This is a genomic window from Neotabrizicola paludis (assembly GCF_044142105.1).
Taxonomy (GTDB): Bacteria; Pseudomonadota; Alphaproteobacteria; order Rhodobacterales; family Rhodobacteraceae; genus Pseudogemmobacter.
Map to the genome: position 1 here is coordinate 125,375 of NZ_JBGTYM010000003.1, position 21,055 is coordinate 146,429.

At 63.6% G+C, this 21,055-nt stretch carries 18 protein-coding genes; 9 read left to right on the plus strand and 9 right to left on the minus strand.

The window, feature by feature from the left end; genetic code table 11:
• Window positions 1-5: 5 nt before the first annotated feature.
• The 5 genes from ACED67_RS09095 to ACED67_RS09115 all read right to left on the minus strand — a co-directional run bounded on the left by ACED67_RS09095 (window position 6) and on the right by ACED67_RS09115 (window position 6,764).
• On the minus strand, window positions 6-1,364 hold the full coding sequence (locus ACED67_RS09095) for an MmgE/PrpD family protein (RefSeq protein ID WP_395541278.1): 1,359 nt from the start codon (window positions 1,362-1,364) through the stop codon (window positions 6-8).
• Between the two features lie 115 nt (window positions 1,365-1,479).
• Window positions 1,480-2,463, minus strand: coding sequence for a Bug family tripartite tricarboxylate transporter substrate binding protein (locus ACED67_RS09100; RefSeq protein WP_395541279.1), 984 nt, complete (start codon window positions 2,461-2,463; stop codon window positions 1,480-1,482).
• Window positions 2,464-2,508: 45 nt separating this feature from the next.
• Window positions 2,509-3,810 (minus strand): CapA family protein, encoded by a 1,302-nt coding sequence (locus ACED67_RS09105; protein WP_395541280.1) that lies wholly within the window; start codon window positions 3,808-3,810, stop codon window positions 2,509-2,511.
• Window positions 3,811-4,110: 300 nt separating this feature from the next.
• A complete protein-coding gene (locus ACED67_RS09110) occupies window positions 4,111-5,115 on the minus strand; it encodes a YeiH family protein (RefSeq protein ID WP_395541281.1) in 1,005 nt (334 codons plus the stop codon).
• Between the two features lie 146 nt (window positions 5,116-5,261).
• Window positions 5,262-6,764 (minus strand): CoA-acylating methylmalonate-semialdehyde dehydrogenase, encoded by a 1,503-nt coding sequence (locus ACED67_RS09115; protein WP_395541282.1) that lies wholly within the window; start codon window positions 6,762-6,764, stop codon window positions 5,262-5,264.
• Between the two features lie 329 nt (window positions 6,765-7,093).
• On the opposite strand from ACED67_RS09115, the gene ACED67_RS09120 reads away from it, so the two are divergent.
• On the plus strand, window positions 7,094-8,287 hold the full coding sequence (locus ACED67_RS09120) for a CaiB/BaiF CoA transferase family protein (RefSeq protein ID WP_395541283.1): 1,194 nt from the start codon (window positions 7,094-7,096) through the stop codon (window positions 8,285-8,287).
• 42 nt (window positions 8,288-8,329) lie between these two features.
• Here ACED67_RS09120 and ACED67_RS09125 read toward each other — a convergent pair whose 3' ends face one another.
• Complete coding sequence (locus ACED67_RS09125; protein WP_395541284.1) at window positions 8,330-9,232, minus strand: LysR family transcriptional regulator; 903 nt, start codon at window positions 9,230-9,232, stop codon at window positions 8,330-8,332.
• 170 nt (window positions 9,233-9,402) lie between these two features.
• On the minus strand, window positions 9,403-10,311 hold the full coding sequence (locus ACED67_RS09130) for a LysR family transcriptional regulator (RefSeq protein WP_395541285.1): 909 nt from the start codon (window positions 10,309-10,311) through the stop codon (window positions 9,403-9,405).
• Between the two features lie 106 nt (window positions 10,312-10,417).
• Between ACED67_RS09130 and ACED67_RS09135 the strand changes: the two genes are divergently transcribed.
• From ACED67_RS09135 to ACED67_RS09170, 8 genes are all read left to right on the plus strand, one after another.
• Window positions 10,418-12,292 (plus strand): CocE/NonD family hydrolase, encoded by a 1,875-nt coding sequence (locus ACED67_RS09135; protein WP_395541286.1) that lies wholly within the window; start codon window positions 10,418-10,420, stop codon window positions 12,290-12,292.
• Window positions 12,289-13,260, plus strand: coding sequence for an ABC transporter permease (locus ACED67_RS09140; RefSeq protein WP_395541287.1), 972 nt, complete (start codon window positions 12,289-12,291; stop codon window positions 13,258-13,260). Before ACED67_RS09135 ends, ACED67_RS09140 begins: the two co-directional genes overlap by 4 nt.
• Complete coding sequence (locus ACED67_RS09145) at window positions 13,257-14,162, plus strand: ABC transporter permease (RefSeq protein WP_395541288.1); 906 nt, start codon at window positions 13,257-13,259, stop codon at window positions 14,160-14,162. The genes ACED67_RS09140 and ACED67_RS09145 overlap by 4 nt, the downstream gene beginning before the upstream one ends.
• An 8-nt stretch (window positions 14,163-14,170) precedes the next feature.
• Window positions 14,171-15,142 carry an ABC transporter ATP-binding protein gene (locus ACED67_RS09150; protein ID WP_395541289.1) on the plus strand — a complete coding sequence of 324 codons (972 nt, stop codon included), beginning with the start codon at window positions 14,171-14,173 and terminating at the stop codon, window positions 15,140-15,142.
• A complete protein-coding gene (locus ACED67_RS09155; protein WP_395541290.1) occupies window positions 15,139-16,176 on the plus strand; it encodes an ABC transporter ATP-binding protein in 1,038 nt (345 codons plus the stop codon). Before ACED67_RS09150 ends, ACED67_RS09155 begins: the two co-directional genes overlap by 4 nt.
• The gene (locus tag ACED67_RS09160; RefSeq protein WP_395541291.1) at window positions 16,173-17,165 is read left to right on the plus strand and encodes an alpha/beta hydrolase family protein; all 993 of its coding nucleotides are present in this window, start codon (window positions 16,173-16,175) and stop codon (window positions 17,163-17,165) included. The genes ACED67_RS09155 and ACED67_RS09160 overlap by 4 nt, the downstream gene beginning before the upstream one ends.
• Window positions 17,166-17,212: 47 nt before the next feature.
• Window positions 17,213-18,889, plus strand: a complete 1,677-nt coding sequence (locus ACED67_RS09165; protein ID WP_395541292.1) for an ABC transporter substrate-binding protein — start codon at window positions 17,213-17,215, stop codon at window positions 18,887-18,889.
• A 150-nt stretch (window positions 18,890-19,039) separates the two neighbouring features.
• Window positions 19,040-19,522, plus strand: a complete 483-nt coding sequence (locus tag ACED67_RS09170) for a glutathione S-transferase family protein (protein ID WP_395541293.1) — start codon at window positions 19,040-19,042, stop codon at window positions 19,520-19,522.
• 27 nt (window positions 19,523-19,549) lie between these two features.
• On the opposite strand, the gene ACED67_RS09175 is transcribed toward ACED67_RS09170, so the two are convergent.
• A complete protein-coding gene (locus ACED67_RS09175) occupies window positions 19,550-19,894 on the minus strand; it encodes a carboxymuconolactone decarboxylase family protein (protein ID WP_395541294.1) in 345 nt (114 codons plus the stop codon).
• A gap of 52 nt (window positions 19,895-19,946) precedes the next feature.
• The gene (locus ACED67_RS09180; protein WP_395541295.1) at window positions 19,947-21,011 is read right to left on the minus strand and encodes an AbrB family transcriptional regulator; all 1,065 of its coding nucleotides are present in this window, start codon (window positions 21,009-21,011) and stop codon (window positions 19,947-19,949) included.
• Window positions 21,012-21,055 lie beyond the last annotated feature (44 nt).

Consider the following 21,055-nt stretch of genomic DNA (forward strand, 5'->3'; position numbering starts at 1 on the left):
TTCTGTCAGTCCGCCGGAGCGGCAAGCATCCGGCTGAGCCGGTCCATGCTGTCGGGCTGCTGGTCAAAGCCGCGCAGCAGATCGAACAGCTGCTCGGTCGCGGGCTGGCCCATGACCGGCGTGACCAGTTCCGAGAATTTGGCGTGATGGTCATCCCAGGTGAACGGACGCCGCGGATCGCCGAACGGGATCTCGGAAGAGGCCTTCAGCATCTCGCCGCTGTCCAGTTCGACCTCGATATGGGTCTCGTCCTCGGGCTGGTCGTCGATGGTGATGCATTCGATCTTCTTCAGCAGCGCCTGCACCTCGGGCCGGGCAACCGTTGCCTCGGTGAAGTCATGCGAACCAAGGTTGATCCCCAGCAGGCCCATCGCCACGCAGAGCGGAATGCTGAACCGGCCCTCCAGCCCGGTCTTCGGATCCAGCCGACCGGCGGTGACCATGGCGGTGCGGTCAAGATAGACCACCACCCGCTTGATGGGGCGCCCGTCCACCTTCGCGCGCGCCAGAATGGCGGCTTCGGCCGGGGTATGGGTGGCGCGGCAGCTGGCAAAGCGCTTGTAGCCGGTTTCCAGCAATTCCCATTTGGCCGCGAAATCCAGATCGGGGATCTGGAACTGGTCGTCGCGCAGGAAGGCCGTCATCCAGCCGCCCTTGATTTCATACAGATGCCGGGCGCCGACGAAACCGTCCAGCGCCAGCTCGGCGCAGAGGATGCCGTCCATCGCGGCCTTGCCGGCATGGAAGGGTTTGCCATGCGTCCCGAACGAGCCCAGAAGCCCGCCCGCCGTGGTCGCGACCGCGCCCAGGGCATTGCCGATCTGGTCCTGGTCCAGCTTCAGCAGCGCCGCCGCCGTGCAGGCGGCGCCCATCCGGCCCACCATCGAGGTCGGGTGGAAGCCGCGCACCTGCAGCGTGCGGCCGATGCCATAGGTGCCGCCGCCGCCCAGCCGTGCCATCACCTCATAGCCGGTGACGAAGGCCGCCAGCGCGTCCTGCGCGCTTTTCCCGTAATGCTGCCCCATCGCCAGCGCGGTGGACCAGACCGGGCCGCTGGGATGGCCGCAGCCCTGGCTGTGGGTATCGTCCATGTCCAGCGCATGGGTCATCGACCCGTTCGCCAGGGCCGCCATCGCCGGATTGGTCGCTTGCCCCAGAATGACCCTTGCCTTTCCGGCGGCGCCCCAGCGCTTGATCACCTGCTGCGCGGGTTGCGCAGCAGGGCTGTCGCGGCCGACGATCGACACGCCGATGTAATCCACCAAAGCTTGACGGGCGGCCTCCCGCACGTCCTCAGGGATTGTAGTGTAGCTCGTCGCCAGCACAAAGCTCTCGAGCTGTCTGCCGCGGGGCAAATCAGACATTCTTCCGTCCTTCTGGGGTAAGCGATGCCTGTCCGGCATCATTGGAACGGGGCCTGAAGCCCCGGAATACCTGCAAGGGAACGCCGCGACCGGCGTTCCCCCAGCAGACTGTGGATCACTTGACCAAGCCAAGATCCGTGGCGATGGACCGGAACTGTTCCAGATCCTTCTTCAGCATCTCGCCATAGGCTTCGGGCGCGCCGGCCTTGACCACGAAGGACGTCTCGCTTTGCAGCTTCTTGGCAACGTCTTCAGAGGCCAGGGTTTCGCTGATCGCGGCATTGATCTGGGCGATCACGTCGGGCGGGGTGCCGGCCGGAGCCACGACGCCATAGGTCTGCAGGATCTCGAAACCGGGCAGGGTTTCGGCCACGGTCGGCACTTCGGGCAGCAGCGGGTGGCGCTCGGCCGAGGTGACCGCAAGGTAGAACGCTTTGCCTTCGCCCACATAGTCCTTTACCTCGTAGGGATAGGCCAGGAACAGCGGCACGCGGCCCGACAGGAAATCGGCGAACATCTCGCCGCCGCCCTTGTAGGGGATCTCGATCATCTCGACCCCGGATTGCGACTTCAGCAGGCCATAGGCCAGCGCCTGCAGCGATTCCTTGCCCGAGGTGGAATAGGGAATTTCGTTCGGCTTTTCCTTGGCCTTCGCCAGCAGCTCGGGAAGGGTCTTCACGCCCAGATCGGCATTCGCGGTGATGAAATAGGGCGAAGAGGCCAGCGCCACGACCGGGGTGAAATCGGTCAGCAGGTCGAAGCCCACTTCGTCATGGCCCTTCACGGCCTGGTTCACCACCATCGAGCTGGTGATCGACAGGATGGTGCAGCCATCAGCCTTGGCGTTCATCGCTTCCTTGCCGCCGACGGCGCCGGTCGCGCCGGCGCGGTTGTCGACCACAACGGCGACCCCGCCCAGTTTCTGCGACACGCCGTCGGTCACCAGGCGCGTGGCCCAGTCGAGCCCGCCACCCGCCGAATAGGGAACGATCCAGCGCAGGGTCGAGCAGGCGAAATCCGCCGCAGCGGCGGCCGTGCCCGTGACCAGAAGGCTGGTCATCGCGCTGGCAAGAAGCAGGGTGCGTTTTGTCATTTTCATCTTTTACCTCCGTGTTGTGCGGAATCAGAGTCTGATCCCCTTTGTTCAGTCGAACTTCGTGATCACCCCGACGCCATTCTCGTTGCGGATTTCGGTTCCGTAGCGTTCAGAGTATTCGGCCATCTTGCGGATGATACGGTCGCCGATCTCGTGGCTGGCGATGCGCGGCAGCCCGCGTTGCGCGCGCTTTTCGTGGTGGTGCCAAAGCGGATGCAGCCGGATCTCGGTAATGGCGCCGTCCTTGAAGGACAGGGCGCCCAGAACCGCTTCGTGCCATTCGCCATATTCCCCGCCCGCGCGCAACGGGCGGATATTGTCTTTCTGCACCCGGCCTGCGCGGATCGCGTCGCGATATTCGATCGCTTCCTGCGGCAGGGCGTCGATGCCCAGCCCGGCGCGCAGATACTGGTCCGGGGGGAAAAGCTTGATCGTCTCGCTTTGGTAGAAGAAATTCCCCAGGCTGTAGAAGATCGGCCGGCCCTTGTAGATCTCGATGCCCTGCAAGAGATGCGGGCCATCGCCCATCACCACATCGGCGCCGGCGTCGATCAGCGCATGGGCCAGATCCTCGACATGCTTCAGCGGATAATGGCCTTCGGTTTCCTGATGCAGATGCACGACCACGATGTCCGAGGCCAGTTTCGCATCCGCGATCACGCGGCAGTTGCGGGTCAGATCGGCCTGGTCGACGGCATAATGGATGCTGTTGGCCTTGCTGCGCTTGAACACCTTGCCGAAGGCCAGGATCTGGTCATCGCGCAGCGCCTTGTGCTGGTCGGTCTCTTGCATCAGTCGGGCGAGCGCGTCGAAGGTCTCGCCCGACACTTCGTAGCGGATGTCGTGGTGGATCGCGTTGATCCCGGGCCGGCCGGGCAGATCGGGGCCCTGTGGGCCGGCGGGGCAATGCGGCGGGAAGTCGATGCAGACCGAGATCAAGGCGAAGCGGCCATTGTCGGTTTCAAGGAAGGTCGCGCGCGTCGCCTCGGACAGGTTCTTGCCCACACCAGCATGCACAAGACCGGCGGCATCGAGGATCTCGGCCTCTTCGCGGATCATCTCGGGGCCGAAATCCATGCCGTGGTTGTTTGACCGGCCAATCATGTTGAGACCCAGCCATTTCAGTTCCTCGGCCACGAAGGGATCGGCCTGCTGATAGGACTGTTCCTGCCCCATCGTGTCGATCGGCATCGGCGCGCCCTTGAAGGTGTGGATCCGGGTCTCGAGATTGGTGCAGGCCACGTCCGCAGACCGGATGATCTCGACCATGTCGAGGAAGGGCCGGTCGGTGAAGGACGAATGTTTGCGGGTGCACAGCGTTTCGCCGGTAACCACGAGTTTTGCTTGCATGGGATATGTCCAGACTTCGTAAAGATCGGGCGGCCCGGCCCGTGGAGGGGCGTGTTGCGCTGGCCTGTTGAGGCGAGACTAGGGACAAATGTGTCTTGCGGGCCAATGCAAATCTGGCGGCTTTTCGTTGCAATATTCGGAATAATGGAGTCAGCTTTTTCCGGGTTTGGCACAGAAAACAGGCAGGCCTGCGGCGACGATGGGCCCAGGGTCAACCGCAGGCCCGTCGCGCGCCGTCATAAGCCCGATACAGAGAGGAGAGAGGATAAGTCAGGCCGGAAATCCGCCCCGTCGCTGCCGTCAGGCGGTGATCAGGAAGAAGCCGATCCCCAGATAGGCGGTCTCGGCCACGACCAGAATCACTGCGGGTCCGCCGACGTGGGCAAGCTGCCGGAGCGAGGTTTTCATCCCGACGGCGGCCACTGCGGTCAGCAGCATCCATTTCGACAGGTTTCCGGCCAACTGCACCAGCGCGGGCGGGGCCGCGACAAGCGAATTCAAGGTGGTCAGCAGCAGGAAGGCCAACACGAAGAACGGCAGCAGCGGCGGGCGGCGCGTGCCCGGGGCCGCGGCCTGCCCGGACCGGCCGATGGCAATGCCCAGAAGCAGGATGACCGGCGCAAGGCAGGCGACGCGCAGAAGCTTGACCGCGGTCGCGACATCCCCTGTCTCGTCGGAAACCGTGTAGCCGGCGCCCACCACCTGCGCGACGTCATGGATCGTTGCGCCCAGAAACAGGCCTGCATCGGCGGGCGGCATGTCGGCGGCATCGGTGAAGATCGGGTAGATCACCATGGCGATGGTGCTAAGCAGCGTGACGGCCATCACGGTGAAGGACAGGTCGGTATCCGACCGCTCGTTGCGCGGCAGCACGGCCGAGATCGCCATCGCCGCCGAAGCGCCGCAGATCGCCACCGACCCGCCGGTCAGCATGCCGAAGCGCCAGTCGCGCCCCAAGAGACGCGCGCCCAGCAGCCCCACCGCGATCGTGGTGGCGACGGCGGCGATGATCCACAGCACCGAGGAAGCGCCCAGCCCCGCCAGCATCTGCCAGCTGATCCGCAGCCCCAGAAGAGCGACGCCGATGCGCAGGATCGACCGGCTGGCAAAGGCGATGCCGGGCGCGCATTGGGGCTCTTCGCTGAGGAAATTCAGCGCGATGCCCAGCAGCAGCGCCATCAGCATGGCGGGCGCCCCGTAGTGATCGGACAGAAAGGTCGCGGCACCGGCGATCAGCAGGGCCACGAACACCCCGCGGAACAGCCGCGACACCGAGGTCGAGACCGCGTGAAAAGTGGCGTGCATCAGAAAGGGCATCATTCGACCTATGCGCTGAAAGGCGGTCTGCCAGGCGCGCGGCTGCGGGCGATGCGGCAGCAACCGGATCGCCCGCGCGGGTTCTGGGTTCGGGGGGCGGCCGCATGGGCTGCCGGCTTGTCCGGGACGGCGGCTCAGGCGTCCTTGCCGCTGGTGAAGTTGAACTCGGCGCCGGTGCGGATGCCCGAGGGCCAGCGCGTCGTCATGGTCTTCAGCCTGGTGTAGAAGCGCACCCCTTCCATCCCGTGGATGTGGTGGTCGCCGAACAGCGACCGCTTCCAGCCGCCGAAGGAATGATAGGCGACCGGCACCGGGATCGGCACATTGACACCGACCATGCCGATGCGGACCCGCGCCCAGAAATCGCGCGCCGCATCGCCGTCGCGGGTGAAGATCGCGGTGCCGTTGCCGAATTCGTGGTCGTTCACCATCTGCACCGCCTCTTCGTAGGTTTTGGCGCGCACGACGGAAAGCACCGGCCCGAAGATCTCTTCGCGGTAGATCGACATGTCGACCGTCACCCTGTCGAACAGGCAGCCGCCGATGAAATAGCCCTCTTCATGGCCGGGAATGGAAATGCCGCGCCCGTCGACCACCAGCTCGGCGCCCCGCGCCAGGCCTTCCTCGATCAGGCCCAGGATGCGGGTCTGGCTTTGCTTCGAGATCACCGGGCCCAGTTCCGCCTTGGGATCGGTGCAGGGCGCGATCCGCAGCTGGCGGATGCGCGGCGACAGCGCGGCGACAAGCCGGTCTGCTGTGTCTTCTCCCACCGGAACCACCACCGAAATCGCCATGCAGCGCTCGCCCGCCGACCCGTAGGCCGAGCCGATCAGCGCATCGACCACCTGATCCATGTCGGCATCGGGCATCACCACCATATGGTTCTTGGCACCGCACAGGGCCTGCACGCGTTTGCCGTTCGCCGCGCCGCGGGTGTAGATGTATTTCCCGATCGGGGTCGAGCCGACAAAGCTGATCGCCTCGACCGCCGGATTGTCGAGCAGGGCATCGACCGCCTCCTTGTCGCCGTTCACCACGTTGAACACGCCCGCCGGCAGCCCGGCTTCGGCCAGCAGTTCGGCGATGCGCAGGGCGACGCTGGGATCCTTCTCGGAAGGTTTCAGCACGAAAGTGTTTCCGCAGGCGATCGCGACGGGATACATCCACAGCGGCACCATGGCCGGGAAGTTGAAAGGCGTGATGCCCGCGACGACGCCGACCGGCTGACGGACCGAGAAGCTGTCGACATTGTTCGCCACGGATTCGGAATAGTCGCCCTTCAGCAGCTGCGGGATGCCGCAGGCGAATTCGACCACCTCGATGCCGCGGGCGATTTCGCCCTTGGCGTCGGGGATGGTCTTGCCATGTTCGGCCGACAGCAGCGCCGCCAGTTCGTCAATGTGCTTGCGCAGAAGGTCGCGGAAGTCGAACAGCACCGCGGCCCGTTTGGCGGGCGGGGTCGCCGCCCAGGCCGGCAGCGCGCGGCGGGCCGCATCGACCACGGTATCGACATCCGCCGGGCTGGCAAGCGCCACGCGCCCTGTCACCGCGCCGGTCGCCGGGTTGCGGATCTCGGACCATCGGGCGGAAGTGCCGGCCCAGGGCTTGTTTGCCATGTGGTGGGAAATCTCGATCATTCACGTCTCCATCCGCCGGGCGGCGGGCCGCCTGCTGCGGTCATCCGCGCTGTAGGTGCAAAAGGGGTGGTCGATCGACCGGGAAGCTTGGGTCGATCGGGCTTCTGACCCTGCTCCTAGCGCGAAGACGATCGGCGGCGACAGACACAGATCCGGGCGGTTTGGGGGTACAGGTCCCGCAGCGGCAAGCGAAGGCCGGTCATTCCGGTTCGCGGAATAATCCTGTCGGATATCGGCATTGGAAGAAAGGTCACCGCGCCGCTACGGATAGGATGGGTCCGCTTATGCCGGCCAGATCCAGGCATCCGCGGCTGGCAGAGGACAAAGGCATGCAAAGGCCCTTCGAAGGCATCAAGATCGTCGACATGACCCATGTGCTTGCCGGCCCCTTCGCCACGGGTCAGCTGGCGATGCTGGGGGCGGAGGTCATCAAGGTCGAGCCGCCCGAAGACCCCGACATGGCGCGCAGCGATGGCGGCGACAAGGGGCTTGCGGATGCCTTCATGGGCACGCGCTTCCTGACCACCGGCGCGAACAAGCGGTCTCTGACGGTGAACATCAAGACCGCAGAAGGCCGGGCGATCATCGAGGCGCTGGTCCGCGACAGCGACGTCTTCGTCGAGAACTACCGCGCCGGGTCGTTCGAGGCGCTGGGGCTGGGCTATGACGATCTGAAGAAGATCAACCCGCGGCTGATCTACTGTTCGCTGACCGCCTGGGGACAGGACGGGCCCCGGCGCGGCCAGACCGGCTATGACCAGGTGATCCAAAGCTATTCCGGCATCATGTCGATCACCGGCACCGAAGCGACGGGGCCGCTGCGCTGCGGGCCGCAGCTGGTGGATATCGGGGCGGGGATCGCCACGGCTTTCGCGATTTCCAGCGCGCTGTTCCAGCGCGAAAGGACCGGCAGGGGGCAAAGGATCGACGCCTGCCTGAACGATGTGGCCTTCATGATGATGGGCGCGCAGATCACCGATGCGCTGCGCACCGGCCGCGAGATGACCTATGAAAAGCTGGAACATGGCAGCCCGACCTACAACCAGTTCCAGGCCAGCGACGGCAAGGTGATGCTGGCGGCCGCGAACCACCGGCAATATGCGCGGCTGTGGCAGGCGCTTGGCCATCCCGAACGCGCCAACCGCAGCGAGGCCGAGCGGCTTGCCGGGCGCGAGGAAGAGTTGGCGCTGCTCAACAAGATCTTCCTCACCAAGACGGCGCAGGAATGGGAGGATTTCTTCCAGGCCCATCATGTGCCCGCGGTGCGCCAGCGCAGCGTGCGCGAGGCCCTGGCCGACCCGCAAGTCGCGCATCGCCGCGCCTTTCACCGTTTCGAAGACGGCTCGCCCCTGGTCGAGGGCGGCTATTCCGTGCCGCTTGCGCCCTTCACCTTCGCCGAAGGCGGACCGAGGATCGACAGTCCGCCGCCGCCCCTGGGGCGCGACAATCAGGACATCCTGTCGGCGCTTGGTTACCGCGCCGAAGAGATCGAGACCTTGCGGCGGAAGAAGGTCGTCGGCTGACAGCCGCTTGGGGCCGGTCGCGCGGCGACAAAAGGGGCATGATCAGACCTCGGCCGCGCCGAAGGTCTTCAGAAGGTCAAGGAAGGCCGTGACCAGCCGGCCCTGCCGCGCGCCGCTGCGCTCGATGATGCCCAGCCGCCGTGACACGACGGGGCTCACCAGCGGGATGATCCGCAGATCGCCCATCAGCAGCGGATCATAGGCCATCCGCGGCACTACCGACACGCCGACAGCCTGGCGCACCAGCCCGACGGCCGCGGTGACGTGGTTCACCTCATGCGCCCAGTTCAGCTTGATGCCGTCTTTCGACAGCCTTGTGTCCATCAGCGTCCGGTTGCCGCTGGATCTGTTGACGCCGATCAGGGGCAGGGTGTTCAGCTCGCTCCAGGCGATTTTGGCCTTTTGCGCGATCCGGTCCTCTGGCGCACAAAGAGCGACGAATTCGTCTTCGAACAGCGCGGTGAACTTGAACTGGCTGTCGGACTGGCCGGTGAAGGTCAGTCCGAAATCCGCCGTGCCGTCAGACACGCTGTCCAGAACCTGGGCCGAGGAATTGTCGAGGATGCGAAAACGCGCCCGCGGAAAGTCGGCGTGAAACTTGCCGATCACGCGGGGAAGGAAACTGAGCGTCGAGGTCGGGATACAGGCGATCGAGATGAATCCCGAACGGGAGGCGCCCGCATCGGAAAGCGATCCAAACTGTTCGTCGATCTCGGCGATGGTGCGGCGCGCCATGGGTTCGATCTCGCGACCGACATTCGTCGGTGAGACATGCCGGGTCGAGCGTTCGAACAGCTGATTGCCCAGCTTGTATTCGAAGGCCTGGATCCGGCGGGTCAGCGCGGGCTGCGAAATGTTCAATGCCTCGGCGGCTTTGCGGAAAGAGCCAAGGTCGATGATCGCGATGAAGGTGCGCAGATCGAGGAGTTCAAAATTGATGCTCATTGCGGAATGGTGCGGGACAGAGTTGCGGTTTTCAACGGAAATCAACGGTGGGAGTCACGCGTCGGTCCCAACCAGGCGATTGGCTTGTGACGCCGCTGCATGGGCCCAAGCGTCAGTTGCTCTCGACGCGGTGGCCTTGACGCGCCAGGCTGGGTCACGGCGGGAGCGGGTCAGGTCTTGGCGATGCTGTCGGGCCATTCGTTGTTCAAGAAATCGCGGAATTCCTTCGCCATCGAGGCAAGGACGCGCCCCTTCTTTTCAACGATACCGATGGTCCGGGTCATCCTGGGTTCTCTCAATTCGATGGCAACCACGTTTGGAGAGTTGACGGTTTCCACCATCATATGCGGCATGATCGAAGCCCCGACGCCCGCATCGACCAAGCCGATGGCGGTGGACAGGTGATTGACCTTCACAGTCCAGTCGAGATCCAGGTTCGACGGGGCCGTCGACAGATCAATGATCGTGCGATTGTAGCTGCCGCTCTGGAACTGGATGAGGCGGTGACCTGCCAGATCGGTACCCGTCACGAACTTGCGGCCGGCCAAGGGGTGGGACCGATGGCAGATGAACACGAACGGATCGGACATCACCGGGATGAAGGCCAGCGACGGATAGCTGCCTGTAAGGATCGTCACACCAAAATGAGCCTCGCCGGTCGACACCGCTTCAAGCGCTTCGTTCGCCGAAACGTCGAGGATGCTGAACTCCACGCCGCTGTGCAGGCTTAGAAAGTCGCTGATGAGCGACGGCAGGAACTTGACCGCCGCCGAGAAGACGCAGGCGATCACAACGGTTTCACGTGACGGGCCTGAGGTTGCCCCCAGGGACGAGATCGCGTCGAGTTCATTCAGCAGGCGCGCGAAGGCCGGCTGGTACTGCTCGGCGATGCGAGTGGGGCGAACGCTTCTTGTCGTCCGCTCGAAAAGCTTGACGCCCAGCGTTTCTTCAAACTGTCCGATCCGGCGGCTGAACGCAGGCTGTGACATGTTGAGCTTCTCGGCCGCGGCGTTGAAGCTGCCGAGGCTCATCAAGGCCAGGAAAGCGCGGATATCCAGGAGCTCGTAATTATTTCTCATCCCGGATCAATCCTTCAATTATTTGCACTTATCAAATTTATCGCATTGTTGCATGAAACGAATAATGAACACGTTTCATGCAAGAATCAACTTAGAAGGCACCGCTGTGAGCTGCGATTTCGGATCCTGTGACGCACAGCCCTTGGGTGAAGATCTGAACGTCGAGAGGATTGGCGCGACGGCAGTCCCCGACAAGATCGACGTGATGATCCCGATGCGCGACGGCGTCCGGCTTGCCACGACCGTATTCGTGCCCAAGGAAGGCCGTGGCCCCTGGCCTGTCCTGCTCGAGCGCACACCCTATGGCCGATTGGGCCTGCGTCAGGGCGAAAAGCGGGCGGGTGCCGCAAGGGACCCGGAGGCGCATGACATCGCGCGGCAGTTCTGCGCGCTGGGGTTCGCTGTGGCCGTTCAGGACTGCAGGGGCCGTTACGACTCGGAAGGGCATTTCCGGAAATACATCAGCGAGGCCGAAGACAGCTTTGACACGATCCGTGCCCTCAAGGAGATGGAGTTCTGCGACGGGCGGATTGCCAGCTATGGCCAGTCGTATTCGGCACTTGTTCAGACGGCGGTGGGTCCGTTGAATCCGCCGGGGCTGATGGCACAGGCGATTGATTCCGGAGGATTTTCCAATGCGTGGCGCAATGGCGTGCGTCAAAATGGGGTCGTCGAGATGAAGCAGGCGGTCTGGCTTTTCCGCGAGGCCGCGCAATCGCCTGCGGCGCTTGCAAATCCGGCGCTGCGGAACGCGCTGCTGGGCGAAGATTTCCAGGCCTGGCTTGGCCGCACGCCTTGGGCCAAGGCGCATTCTCCCTTGTCCGCGCATCCCGACTATGAGGCCGCATTGCTTGAGCTTTTCGACCCTAAGGCCGCGACGACGGATTGGGACAGTCTCGCCCTTGCGACCGAGGCGCATTACGACCTTTATGCGCGCGTGCCGATACTTTTCATGTCGTCGTGGTACGATCCTTACGCGCGGTCAATCAGCGAGCTGTATTGCGGCCTCAAAGACCACCAGCCCTGCCAGATCATCCTGGGGCCCTGGACCCATTGCGATCACAATTCGTCGGTGTCGGGAGACGTGGATTTCGGGCCGCATGCCCTGCTCGATTCCTGGGCGGGAAGCTGGGTCGACTATCGTGCGCGGTTCTTCCGGGCTGCCATGCAGGGCGGATCTCTGGATGGCCCGACCGCCCGGTTCTTCCTCATGGGCGGGGGCAGCGGCAGGAAGACGGCGCAGGGGCGCCTGGATCACGGCGGGCAATGGGTTGTTGCGGCAGGCTGGCCGGTGCCGGGAACCGAATCCAGCACACTGTACCTGGCCCAAGGCTCGGCGCTTGCGGAACGCGCCCCGGCCGGAGCCGTATCGCGCAGCTTTCCCTATGATCTGAAGTCGCCCGTGCCGACCCTGGGTGGAGATTTTTCAAGCTTCAGCCCCTATCTGGAAGCCGGCTCCTTCGACCAGGTCCAGCCCGAAAACGCGGCGCAGTGCCCGACGCCCGGACAAAGGCTTGCCGATCGGCAGGACATCTGCGTCTTCCGCACCGCCCCGCTGACCGAGGACGTCGCGGTGGCGGGCTGCGTGGAATATGACCTGAAGATCTCGACCGATGGCGGCGATAGCGACATCACGCTCAAGCTGATTGACGAATATCCCGCTGGCCCAGACTACCCCGAGGGCTATGCCATGCTTCTGGGGGACACGATCCTGCGGCTCAGCCACAACGTGCCGGAAGGGCAAGAGGTTACCGGAAGAACGGTTTCCGTGGCGGGCACCCTGTGCTGGACCGCCAACAGGTTTGCGGCCGGTCATTGCCTGCGGCTGGACATCTCGTCGTCAAACTTCCCCAAGTTCGAGCTTAACCATGCGGCCGTCCGAGACGGTGGCGAGGGCATCACCAATGTCCTGCATCTTGGGGCCGAGACGGGGGGCTGCCGGCTTACGCTTCCGATCCTGCCTAAGGATGTCTGGTCATGACGCAAGCGGTCATCTCGAGGATCCTTCAATCCATCGGCGTCATCCTGGTGATGACCGTGATCGTCTTCATTGGCCTGCATGCGATCGGCAACCCTGTTGATGTGCTGATTCCATCGGATGCCGATCAGATCGAACGCGCCAGGGCTGTCGAGGCGCTTGGCTTGGACAAGCCGCTCTGGCAGCAATATTTCTACTTCCTGCAGGGAATCCTGCATGGCGATCTGGGACGCAGCTTCGTGTCGGGCGAACCTGCGCTAGAGCTGATCATGAAGCGCCTGCCCGCCACGCTGGAACTAGCGATCAGCGCCGTCGTCCTGGCGCTTCTGATCGGGGTTCCGCTGGGGCTGATGGCGGGCATCTATCCCAAATCGCTGGCCTCGCGCCTGTCCGTCGGGTTGAGCGTGCTGGGCTTTTCGGTCCCGGCGTTCTGGATCGCGATCATGATGATCATCGTCTTCGCGGTGAATCTTGGCTGGCTGCCCAGTTCGGGGCGCGGCGATACGGTGCGGGTTCTTGGCGTCGAATGGTCGTTTATGACACTGGACGGCCTGCGCCACCTGCTTCTGCCGGCGCTGAGCCTGAGCATCTACAAGATGTCGCTTGTCTTCCGGCTGGTCCGTGCGGGGGCCATCGAGATTTCCAGAGCAGAATACATCCGCTTTGCGCGCGCCAAGGGCCTGGGGCGGCGGCGGATCGTCATGGTTCATGTCCTGAAAAACATCCTGATCCCGGTGATCACCATCGTCGGGCTTGAGCTTGGCGGAACTATCGCCTTTGCCGTGGTCACCGAGACGATCTTTGCCTGGCCGGGTACGGGCAGCTTGATCATCAAGTCGATCAGCGTGCTCGATCGGCCCGTCATTGTCGCCTATCTGATCGTGATCGCGCTGCTTTTCGTCACGATCAACCTTCTGACAGATCTCGCATATCTCATTCTGGATCCCAGAATCAGGGAGAAGATGGCATGAGCGACCAAACCCCCGCCCCCGCGATTGTCGTGTCGCGGCCCGCGGTCTGGCTGGCCTGGATCACTGAGAGCCCGGCCATGGCCGCGGGAAGTGCGATCCTTATGCTGGTCATCGGGATGGCCATTCTGGCGCCGCTGATTTCGCCGCAGGACCCTTACGACCTTCTGAGCCTTTCGCTGTTCGACACCAAGCTTCCGCCGGGAAGCCAGTCTTACGACGGCAGCACCAGCTACTTGCTGGGAACGGACGGACAGGGGCGCGACATCCTGTCGGGTATCCTCTACGGGCTCAGGATATCCCTGATCGTCGGTTTCGGATCGGCGCTGATCGCCGGGGCGATCGGAACGATCGTGGGGATCGTTGCCGCGCATTTCGGTGGCTGGGTCGAAGCGCTGATCATGCGCCTCGTCGATCTGCAGCTGTCTTTTCCTGCCATACTGGTGGCGTTGATGCTGCTTGCCTTTCTGGGCAAGGGGGTGGGGAATGTGGTGCTGGCCCTGGTGATCGTGGAATGGGCCGGCTACGCGCGCACTGCGCGCAGCGCTGCCCTGGTCGAACTGGGGAAGGACTATCTGACCGCTGCGAAGGTTTCGCTGCTGCCGGTGCGCAGGATCATCTTCGTGCATCTTCTGCCGAATTGCCTGCCGCCGCTGATCGTTCTGCTGACCATCCAGGTTGCGCGGGCGATTTCGCTTGAAGCGACGCTGAGTTTCCTGGGTGTCGGGGTCAAAGCGACGGAGCCTTCGTTGGGCATGCTGATTGCCAGCGGCTTTTCCTACATCCTGTCGGGCACTTACTGGATCACGCTTTTCCCCGGCATCGCGCTTGTCGTCACAGTCGTGGCCGTGAACCTTATCGGCGATCACCTGCGCGTCGCGCTGAACCCCAAACTCAGGGCATGAGCATGGAGATGCAGGACACCGCAACCCTCAGGGTGCGCGATCTTAACATCTGGCTTGGCGACCGCGCGCAGCGCCGGGCGATCATCGAAGATGTCAGCCTCGATATCCGCGCGGGCGAAGTGCTGTGCCTTGTCGGGGAATCCGGCTCGGGCAAGACCCTGACCGGGCTTGCCATCATGGGGATGCTTGAGGGCGGTATCAATTTCGCCGGCGAGGTCCTGTTCGGCGGCCAGAACCTGCTGGCGCTGGACGAAACGGCGATGCAGCGCGTGCGCGGCAACAGGCTGGCGATGATCTTCCAGGACCCGATGATGACGTTGAACCCGGTTCTGCGCGTCGGGACGCAGGTGGCCGAGACCATCAGGGCGCATCGCAGGGTGTCCTGGGCAGAGGCCTGGCGCGAGGGATGCGAGGCATTGCGCCTTGTGGGCATTCCGTCGCCCGAAGAGCGGATGCGGTGCTACCCGCACGAATTTTCCGGCGGCATGCGGCAACGGGTGGCGATCGCCATCGCCTTTCTGCACCGTCCCGATCTGATCATCGCCGATGAGCCGACCACCGCGCTTGACGTGACGACCCAGAGCCAGATCCTGGCCCAGGTTCAGGATCTGAGCGCAAAGTTCGGGACGGCTTTCCTGTGGGTCACGCATGACCTTGCGCTTGCCGCGGGTCTGGCCGACCGCATTGCGGTCATGTACGCTGGCAAGATCGTCGAAACGGGCACCTGTTTCGATGTGCTCAGCACGCCGCGGCACCCCTATACAAAAGGTCTGCTGAACTCGGTCCCGACCGCGCTGGAAAAAGGTGCGCGGCTGGCGCAGATCCCCGGTGCCATTCCCAGCCCGGGGTCCATTCCGTCGGGCTGCCGCTTCCGGCCACGCTGCGGTCGTAGCACGGCGCAATGCGCGACCGAACCCATCGTCGATGAGACCAAGAGCCATCAATTCCGGTGCTGGCACCCTCTGGAGGTCTCCGCATGACCCAGGATCTTATGACGTTCCATGACGTGGATCGCACGTTCATCCGGTCGAAGGGCCTGATTGCGCGATCCGTTGATTTCGTGAAGGGCAGGCAGGGTGAAACGAAGGGTGTAAAGGCCCTTTCTGGTATCAACCTTGCGCTGCGGGCGGGGCAAATGACCGGCCTTGTCGGTGAATCCGGCTGTGGCAAGACGACCTTGGGAAGGATTGCCGGCGGGCTGCTGGAACCGACTGCGGGGCATATCACCAGGAACGGCAAAAGGCTTGAACAGCTTGACCGCGAAGAGGCGCGCCGCATCCGGTTGAAGACCCAGATCGTGTTCCAGGATCCCTATGCCTCGCTGAATCCGCGGATGCGCATTCGCAGCCTGATCGGGGAGGCGCCACGGGTACATCGCTATGTCTCGGCGGGCCAGCTTGACGCCTATGTCCGCCGCTATGCCCAGATGGCCGGCGTGGCGGAGGGGCATCTTGACCGTTATCCGCACCAGCTTTCGGGCGGACAAAGGCAGCGGGTGTGCATTGCCCGTGCCCTGGCAATGCAGCCCGACATGGTCGTCTTCGACGAGGCCGTCTCGGCGCTTGATGTCTCGGTCCAAGCGCAAATCCTGAATCTTCTGGCCGATCTTCAGGCCGATCTGAAGCTGACCAGCCTTTTCATCAGCCACGATCTGGGGGTCGTGCGGCACATCGCTGACCAGGTCGCGGTGATGTATCTGGGCGAAATCGTCGAACAGGCGCCGGCCGCGCAGCTGTTCGAGCATGCGGCTCATCCCTACACCCGGGCGCTGATCGCCGAAATGCCCAAGCCAAAACCCGTAAAGCGGCGGTTCGCGGGGATCGCGGGCGAGGTTCCAAGCCCACTGAACCCGCCAAGCGGCTGCCGGTTTCATACCCGCTGCCCCCAGGTGATGGAGGTCTGCAAGAAACTGAAGCCCGCCACCCAAAGCCTCGGGCCGGGCCATACGGTCGCCTGCCATCTGTTCTCGGGGCAGGGCGGCCAGCGCAACATGGCTAAAGGAGAGATCGCATGACGCTACAGGCCAAGATCGCGGCAAACCCGGAGGGGCCGATCCGTCTGCGGGACATGGGGTCGTTCTATGTCGGTGGCCGCAAGGTGGAGGTGACGGGAAAGCCTTCGCGCGAGGTCTTGTTCAGCCCGCAGGGAACGCCGGTCACCATCGACCCGAACGGAACCTACTGGGTCGAGCAGATGTACGTGCAGTATTTCCTGCCGGAAGGTTCAAACGGCTGTCTGCCGCTGCTGCTCTGGCATGGGGGCGGAAGCACCGGCGCAACCTGGGAAACCACGCCGGACGGGCGGGACGGCTGGCTGAACATCTTCCTCAGGCTCGGCTGGCCGGTCTATTGCTCGGACGCGGTCGAGCGCGGGCGTTCAGGCTGGCCTTGTCCGCCGCTAGACATCTGGAACGAAGAACCCAGTCGCGCCTCGTTCCAGGATGTCGTGAACCGGATGCGCGCCGGGCAAGTCGCACAGACGCCGCAAGGCGGGCTGGTCGGCGGGCAAGACTGCCAATTCCCCTTCGAGCATTTCGAAGGGTTCATGAAGGGAAATGTCCCGCGCTGGATCGGCACGGATCGGGCGGTGTTGCAGGGCTATCTTGATCTGGTCGACCGCATCGGCCCCTGCATCGTGATCGCGACAAGCCAGGGCGCCTCTTTTGCCTGCCGCGCCGCCGAAGCCCGTCCCGATCTTGTGCGTGGTCTCGTGCTGGCCGAGCCCGCCCAGTCCGGCAGCGGCGCCCCCCTGCCGGAGGGCTTCCGCACACCCATGCTAGGGCTCTTTGGCGACTATATCGAGACCGATCCGCGCTGGATGCGCAATCGCGATGCCTGCCGCGCCTATGCCCAGGCGATCCGAGGCAAGGGCGCCAAGTCCGAGGTGATCGACCTGCCAGCCATCGGCCTTCACGGCAATACCCACTGCATGCCGTGCGAACGGAACAACAAGGACGTGGCGCAGATCATCCATCATTGGCTGAAGGAGAACGTGCAGCCCTGATCGGGCGGGACGGCCCCCCGATCCGATAGGCGATATCGGCTCAACTGATGCAAGAAGCGGAATTATTTCCCGATAAATGCGCCACAGGGGGTCGTTGTGGACTGCGCGACATCGGCCACAGCACCAGACGAACACCAAAACGGAGGAGGAGAGACATGAAAACCAAACTCATCCTGGCGACGGCGACATGCGCCGCGTTTTTCGCCAGCACCGCGACGGGCCTTTGGGCGCAGGATCTGACCATTGGACGGCTGACCGAGCAATCGTCTATCGACCCGCATTTCAACAATGCCGGTAACGACCAGCCGACAAAACACATGACCTTCGAGTCGCTGGTCACGCCGAATTCCAAGTTCGAGATCGTTCCCGAGCTGGCCGAAAGCTGGGAAAATGTCGATCCGAACACCTGGATCGTCCACCTGCGCAAGGACGTGAAATTCCACAACGGCGATACGCTGACTGCGACCGATGTCGTGTTCTCGCTTGACCGTTCCGTCAACGTGCCGAATTCCCCGTCCTCTTATTTCCGGCTCAGGGGTGACATCACGGTCGAGGCGGTGGACGACCTGACTGTCAAGATCGTGACCAAAGAGCCGTGGCCGGCCGCCATCGAAAGTGTCGGGCGGATTCCGATCGTGAACAAGGCTGTTGCCGAAAGTGCGACCACCGAGGATTTCAACGCTGGCAAGGCGGCGATCGGGACCGGGCCTTACAAGTTCGTGTCCTGGGCCCGCGGCGACAACGCTAAATTCGAGCGTTTCGATGACTATTGGGGCGGGATGCCGGAATGGGAGCATGTCACCATGCGGTTCATTCCCAACGAAGCCTCGCGCGTGGCGGCGCTGCTGAGCGGCGATGTGGATTTCATAGACGGCGTCTCTCCGAACGACATCGATCGGATCAACGGGTCGGGCAGCGCGAAAGTGTGGTCCGTTCCCACCGTCCGCATCGTGTATCTGCAGTTCGACCAGCGTGACCGCGAAAGCCCCTTCGTCAAGGACAAGACCGGCAAGCTGCTGAACCCCAACCCGCTGATGGATTCACGCGTGCGACTTGCCCTGTCCAAACTGGTCGACCGCCAGCTTTTGGTCGACCGCGTGGCGGGCGGCGGCGAACCGGCAAGCCAACTCGTGCAAGAGGGGATCTGCGGCTACAATCCTGACATTCCGAAGGCCGAGCGCGATGTTGAAGGCGCCAAGGCGCTGCTGACCGAAGCCGGATTTCCGGACGGTTTCGCGATCACGATCCACTCTTCCAACGACCGTTTTGCCAAGGACGCGGATGTTGCGCTGGCGGTCGCTCAGATGTGGGCGCAGGGCGGTATCCAGATCGACGATGTCAACGCGCTGGCTTTCGCGAATTTCACCGCCAACGCGACCAAGGGCGAATACAGCGTGATGGAATATTCCTATGCAGGCACTTTCCCGTCGGCTGAAGACTATCTAAAATCGATGCTGGGTACCTATGACGCCGACCGGGGGATCGGCGGGGTCAATCGCGGCCGATACTCTTCAGCCAAGTTCGATGAAGCGCTTGGCAAATCGCTGCTTGCCTTTGACCGCGACGAGAAATGTGCCCTGATGGCCGAAGCCATGAAGATCGGCATCGAGGAAACAGGCGTCGTCCCGCTTTATTTCCTGCAGTCGAACTGGGCGACTGCCGGGAATGTCAGTTTCGAGCCCGCGATCAACGATGACTGGGATATCCGTTACATTCACCCGTAAAAGTGGGTTGCGCCCGACTTCCGAAAGGCAGAACGGCGCGCGTTCAGGACCTGCGCCGATTCAGTCGTGTCTTACCGAATAGGTGTTCACGATTGCTTGCGCGCCAGAAAAGATGGACGGCGCGCCGCAGACCGTTGAACCCGATGTCGGATGCCGAACTGGGCGACAAGTTCACCGATTGCGCCGCTGACCGGCCGGGGCTTTGGCGCCACCGATACGGCCGAATTCCTGGCGACGAGCCCTTTCGGCAAGGTGCCGGTCCTGCGCTATCTGGCCGGGCGGCAGCCCAATGCACTGTGGCCAGCCGACCCGGCCTGGCGCTGCCTGGCGGATCGCTGGATGGAATGGGCCTCGATCTCGTTGACCCCGCCGCTGACCCGCCCGCGCAAGGCCGAAGCCGAGGCCGATCTGGCCGCGGTGATCAAGGCGGTCGAAGCGCTGGACGCCTGGCTGGCCAGGCAGCCTTACCTGGCCGGCGAGACGCTGCCGCTGGCCGATATCGTCGCGGCCCCTTCGGTGCATCACTGGTTCAGGCTGCCGGAAAGCAGCCTGCCCCTGCCGGCACTTGCCCGCTGCCGGGATCGGCTGGAGACGAACGAAGGCTATTGCCGCCATATCCGCACGCCGCTTTAACCGACCCCGGCCGGTGTCGGCCGCGTCTTACGTGGCCGCCGACATCCCGTCGAAGGCATCCAGCGTGCGGGCCGAATAGACCAGCGCCGCGCCCGCATTCAGGGCGATGGCGACCCCCAGCGCCTCGGCGATTTCCTCACGCGTGCAGCCATGTTTCAGCGCCGCTTCGACATGGCTGGCGATGCAGCCGTCGCAGCGCGTGGTGACGGCAACCGACAGCGCGATCAGCTCGCGCGTTTTGCCGTCGAGATGTTTGGACTTCTCGCCCGAGGCGGCCAGCGCGGCATAGCCCTTCATCACATCGGGCACGAGTGCAGCAAATTCGCCGACGCGCTTCTTCACTTCTCCCCGGTAACCTTTCCAGTTCAACATCGCCGCATCTCCTTTGTTTGTCGCGAGAAAGCCCAACGCATCGGCCGATGCGTCATGTCTTGGTCAGGCGCAGCAGGCGGAAGACCGCCGTCGCGCCAAGGTTGATCATGAGGATCCGCACCAGCTGGCTTGAGGTGACAAGCGCCACCTCGGCATGCAGCGCCAGCGCGATCAGCGACATCTCGGCCGCGCCGCCGGGGGCCATCGGCAGGAAGACAACGCTCCAGGGCAGGCCGGCCAGCGGTGCAGCCACAATGGCGACGGTCACGCAGATCGCACACAGGATCGGCACCAGCACAAGCCCGTGCAGGAAGGCATGACGCACAAGGCCCCACTTCGTGCCAAGAAAGCCCGATCCAAGCGCCGACCCAAGGACGACCTGCGAAATCAGGATCAGCACCGAAGGAGGCGCCGCCTTGGCGATGCCGGTCAGGTGCAGGATGGCGCTGATGATCAGCGGGCCGATCATGGCCGGATTGGGCAGGCCGATCCGTTTGCCCAGAGGCCAGCCGATCGCGCCTGCGAGGATGAGCCAGCTCCAGTCAATGGCGCCCAGCTCACTGATGGAATGCGACAGCAGCGGGCTTCCGGTCGAGCGCACGCCATAGGTCGCGGCATAAAGAAGTGGCACGACCATCACGAGCAGAAAGATCCGGGTGCTGTGGACAAGGGCGATCTGGCGTTCATCGCCGCCGGCCAACCCGCCCTGCAGCGTCATCTCCTGAATGCCTGAGGGCATTCCGGCGAAATAGGCGGTTACCGGGTCGAAGCCGGCCACGCGGCGCAGATAGAGATAGCCGAGACCACCACAAAGCATCGTGACAAGCGCCGTGGCCGCCATCACCACAACCCAGGCGGCACCCTGTCCCAGAACGGCGGGCTGGAACGCCGAGCCGAGCGTCACGCCGATCACTGCCGCGAAAGGCGGTCGCAATGGGCGTGTCCGTCGCAGCGGCATTCCCAACATTGCCGCCAGCATCGTCAGTGCCATGGCACCCATCATCCAGGGCAGCGGCAGGCCCAGCCGATGAAAGGCCCAGCCCCCCACCACGGCAATGATCAGCGTGAAGAGAATGTTCCAGCTCAGAAGGTCGAGGATCGGTGGTCTGGCCGGCATCTTTTCGATCAGCTTTCTGCTTCCGGAAATAGAAGGTCGTTGCC

What these genes read in the sequence shown, in the direction of transcription:
- ACED67_RS09100 (WP_395541279.1), bottom strand. Translation starts at nt 2,463, where the DNA reads ATGAAAATGACAAAACGCACCCTGCTTCTTGCCAGCGCGATGACCAGC.
- ACED67_RS09140 (WP_395541287.1), top strand. Translation starts at nt 12,289, where the DNA reads ATGACGCAAGCGGTCATCTCGAGGATCCTTCAATCCATCGGCGTCATC.
- ACED67_RS09180 (WP_395541295.1), bottom strand. Translation starts at nt 21,011, where the DNA reads ATGCCGGCCAGACCACCGATCCTCGACCTTCTGAGCTGGAACATTCTC.
- ACED67_RS09155 (WP_395541290.1), top strand. Translation starts at nt 15,139, where the DNA reads ATGACCCAGGATCTTATGACGTTCCATGACGTGGATCGCACGTTCATC.
- ACED67_RS09130 (WP_395541285.1), bottom strand. Translation starts at nt 10,311, where the DNA reads ATGAGAAATAATTACGAGCTCCTGGATATCCGCGCTTTCCTGGCCTTG.
- ACED67_RS09170 (WP_395541293.1), top strand. Translation starts at nt 19,040, where the DNA reads ATGCCGAACTGGGCGACAAGTTCACCGATTGCGCCGCTGACCGGCCGG.
- ACED67_RS09150 (WP_395541289.1), top strand. Translation starts at nt 14,171, where the DNA reads ATGCAGGACACCGCAACCCTCAGGGTGCGCGATCTTAACATCTGGCTT.
- ACED67_RS09175 (WP_395541294.1), bottom strand. Translation starts at nt 19,894, where the DNA reads ATGTTGAACTGGAAAGGTTACCGGGGAGAAGTGAAGAAGCGCGTCGGC.
- ACED67_RS09120 (WP_395541283.1), top strand. Translation starts at nt 7,094, where the DNA reads ATGCAAAGGCCCTTCGAAGGCATCAAGATCGTCGACATGACCCATGTG.
- ACED67_RS09160 (WP_395541291.1), top strand. Translation starts at nt 16,173, where the DNA reads ATGACGCTACAGGCCAAGATCGCGGCAAACCCGGAGGGGCCGATCCGT.
- ACED67_RS09145 (WP_395541288.1), top strand. Translation starts at nt 13,257, where the DNA reads ATGAGCGACCAAACCCCCGCCCCCGCGATTGTCGTGTCGCGGCCCGCG.
- ACED67_RS09115 (WP_395541282.1), bottom strand. Translation starts at nt 6,764, where the DNA reads ATGATCGAGATTTCCCACCACATGGCAAACAAGCCCTGGGCCGGCACT.
- ACED67_RS09105 (WP_395541280.1), bottom strand. Translation starts at nt 3,810, where the DNA reads ATGCAAGCAAAACTCGTGGTTACCGGCGAAACGCTGTGCACCCGCAAA.
- ACED67_RS09165 (WP_395541292.1), top strand. Translation starts at nt 17,213, where the DNA reads ATGCAAGAAGCGGAATTATTTCCCGATAAATGCGCCACAGGGGGTCGT.
- ACED67_RS09125 (WP_395541284.1), bottom strand. Translation starts at nt 9,232, where the DNA reads ATGAGCATCAATTTTGAACTCCTCGATCTGCGCACCTTCATCGCGATC.
- ACED67_RS09110 (WP_395541281.1), bottom strand. Translation starts at nt 5,115, where the DNA reads ATGCACGCCACTTTTCACGCGGTCTCGACCTCGGTGTCGCGGCTGTTC.
- ACED67_RS09095 (WP_395541278.1), bottom strand. Translation starts at nt 1,364, where the DNA reads ATGTCTGATTTGCCCCGCGGCAGACAGCTCGAGAGCTTTGTGCTGGCG.